Genomic DNA, 442 nt, shown 5'->3' on the forward strand with positions numbered 1-442 from the left:
GTATTAATTTGTTCTTCAATTAATCCTCGTAAATCCACTTTTTTCATAATTGTAGATAAGTGAATCGATAATTTTTCAATGATTAAATTTGCTAATTTGCTAGAGAGTTGACCTTCTAAATAATCAACGAATTGAGGCATTAACGTAACCACTGGCTTATTCGCTTGTTTGCTTGCATATGTTGTTACATACACTGATAGATTTTCAGCGATTTCATTAAACTGCGATGCATCTAACAGTTCATTCAATGGTTTATCTTTAAAAGTTTGATATTCATTGGTAATTAACGATGTCACAATTGTTCTTGCTTTAGGATGAGATGTTAAACGTATAAGTTCTTGTTGAATGCGATCTGCAATACTCTCTTTTGTCATAAACATTTGCAACATACCAATTAACTTACCTTTCTCATTGAAAAAAGTATCCAACATATCATTAATAT

1 protein-coding gene is annotated in these 442 nt (G+C 30.1%); it reads right to left on the reverse strand.

Annotated features, from left to right (window positions below):
* Positions 1 to 442: DUF445 family protein (locus ERX40_RS11075; protein ID WP_341777493.1), on the reverse strand; the 442-nt coding region annotated here is incomplete at both ends.

This window comes from Macrococcus carouselicus, assembly GCF_004359515.1.
In the GTDB taxonomy this organism is placed as follows: Bacteria; Bacillota; Bacilli; order Staphylococcales; family Staphylococcaceae; genus Macrococcus; species Macrococcus carouselicus.